Origin of the sequence: Yersinia sp. 2542 StPb PI, from assembly GCF_048593855.1 — a bacterium.
GTDB lineage: Bacteria > Pseudomonadota > Gammaproteobacteria > Enterobacterales > Enterobacteriaceae > Yersinia > Yersinia enterocolitica_E.
In genome coordinates this window covers 1-2,399 of the sequence record NZ_JAZGQA010000325.1, presented here as the reverse complement: position 1 = coordinate 2,399, position 2,399 = coordinate 1, and the positions used below count along the sequence as shown (strand labels likewise).

Genomic DNA, 2,399 nt, shown 5'->3' with positions numbered 1-2,399 from the left:
ATAATATTCATTTTAATCAATAAGTACTGTTTTTTATTTCACAATACCTTTGCGAACATCTATGGGGACAGGACTGAATTCACCTTCACTGTGCGTCGGAATAGTCGTGATCAGCCGTCGTGCATCATCCGTATTCATACTGAACCGCACACCAAACTGCTGGCCAACCTCAAGGGTAAAGACTTTGGTATACACTTCGGTACTCTTCAGTTCTTTATGGCCCATAAAGGCCTGTACCACTTTCAAGGGCACACTGTGCTGGATCAGGTGCATGGCATAACTGTGCCGAAACGTTTTGGTGGTTACCGGGTTAACCCGAAAAACAATCCCCTCACGTTTCGCACTGTCCACCGCGCGGGTCAACCAGTTACGTGCCGTGTCATCGGTGATCGGCCACAACGGTTCATGCCGTTTGGGTTTGAAGGTGGCCAGGTATTCTCGCAAGCGCAGCGTATAGGTTTGGTCCGATAACGGGATAGCACGATCAAACCCCTGAACCTGCTCCACTTTTGTGGGGCGGCCCGGTTTACGTCGGCGCTGCTTGAGTGTCCGCAGCACAATAAAAGGACGTCCTCCGTCCAGCTCAATATCGGCCGGCGTGATAGACAGGGCTTCATTAATCCGGGCACCAGTATTCCACAACGTTTCCATCAGCAACCGTTGATGTAAGTCAGAAAAATACCCAAGCAGCACAGCTACTTCCGGGGCTAACAGGTATGCCGGCGTGCCAAGATTGGCCCGGAGCGCCATGTTGCGCAGTTCGGCCGCCCCCTGCCAGTCAAAATAGCTGCCGATCGCGCTACGCGAAAAGTTTTCCGGTTCGTGGGGTATAAGGCTCACGTTTTTAATCTCCGCGATCGTTGGACTGATGACCCGTCATGTGACAACGCGCCCTCACTATTGCCTAGGGTTACCCTCATTGTGCCGTAAAAGTCACGTGCAGCCGAGTGTAATAATTCCCTGATCGGATCCGGGATCATTCGGTTATTTTTCTATAATGGATTAAATACCGAGTAAAGAAAATAAGAAAGGGCCGCGACAGACGCCCGTCATGCCGTGACCCTGTGCCTCTCGGCACTTCATAGTGTATGAATGTGAGATAAAAAACACAAGATATAGACTTTCCCACAGAAAAAGAGGGTAAGGTGGGGAGAATTCGGGGCTTTACCTCAAAAACCGAATAGGATCCCAAGGTAAGAGAAAGACAGACATTAATGAGGAGACAGTTTTAAATTCCAAGGACCAAGAAGTCAATTGCCGCAACGAGTTCGTCACGCAGATGGCGTGCATCCATAATCGGGTTATCTGCACTGAGGTTTTTAACATCCGTGGTCGTCAGTAAACTTGTCATGATCACATAGTCTACGTGATCGATTGTTAAGACCGGTGACAGCACCTTCACTTGTGAGTTTGTCGGTTGCTTGCTGGCCAAAGGAATGACCAGGCGGGTACTGAGGTGATTTAGAAAGTCTGATTGAATATCAATGAAATAGGGATATATCTTCTTGTTCTTGGCCGTATTTTTGCAGATAAAAGATTGCGCCATTATAATACCCCAAATGGACTGTCATCAGAGAACAGTCCATTTTCTTGTACGAAACCATTTAAGGCCTCAACACCGGCGCGATTCTCTGTCAACCAGCGGTCCCGTTGACGTTCCTTAACAGCCAACTCAAGTGCCTGATTCAGCGTTGCTGACAAATTCAGGTCAAGCTCTTTGGCCTGCTCAATTAAATCAACGTTTAAGTACACGTTTGTATTACGTTTTTTACCAGCAATACTCGTTCTCATAATCCACTCCTATCAAAACTTATGCGCATAACAATAACGCATAAATTCATCACTATTCAGTAGTAGATAATTCAGGGGTTTAACATATAAAAATGAACGGATATTAATAAAAACTTAATGAATCCGAATATTTCCAGAAGGGAGAGTTATCCTCTTGGCAACAACCAGAATATAAAGATCCAACGAAGTGGGAATATTAGGTGAAGAAATGAAACAACTAGTTTTATTATTTTCTAAAAACTAAATAACACGCCAATATTACGTGAAATGAAAAAAATGATAAAATTATCTCAATCAACCAAACAGGTCGGCATGACTCCAAACTCGATTCAATCAGGATCAGATCACCGCGTACCTGACGATATATTGGTGTCTCGTGTGGCAAAACAAAAAAATCAACAACAACAGGACTGACTACAACAAGGCACGATCAATCGAGGTTCACTGAATTCTGTCTTGATAATTCGGCCATTGAGACCTGGTTTGACAAGCTAAAAATCTCTTGGTGGTACATTCTGACTAGCTATTCCACCATATTGATGCTCAACCGTGTATTTAACCTGACGTTATGGCCCGCTCAGGGATTCATTTATTTCATTGGTTGTTTG

At 45.0% G+C, this 2,399-nt stretch carries 3 protein-coding genes; all 3 read right to left on the bottom strand.

The window, feature by feature from the left end; all coding sequences use genetic code 11:
* Positions 1–33 precede the first annotated feature (33 nt).
* Complete coding sequence (locus tag V1952_RS21195) at positions 34–840, bottom strand: tyrosine-type recombinase/integrase (protein WP_420075485.1); 807 nt, start codon at positions 838–840, stop codon at positions 34–36.
* Positions 841–1,228: 388 nt separating this feature from the next.
* Positions 1,229–1,546: a CcdB family protein gene (locus V1952_RS21190; protein WP_420075484.1), complete on the bottom strand. Its 318-nt coding sequence runs from the start codon at positions 1,544–1,546 to the stop codon at positions 1,229–1,231.
* Positions 1,546–1,791, bottom strand: a complete 246-nt coding sequence (locus tag V1952_RS21185) for a type II toxin-antitoxin system CcdA family antitoxin (protein ID WP_420075483.1) — start codon at positions 1,789–1,791, stop codon at positions 1,546–1,548. The genes V1952_RS21190 and V1952_RS21185 overlap by 1 nt, the downstream gene beginning before the upstream one ends.
* Between the last annotated feature and the right edge of the window lie 608 nt (positions 1,792–2,399).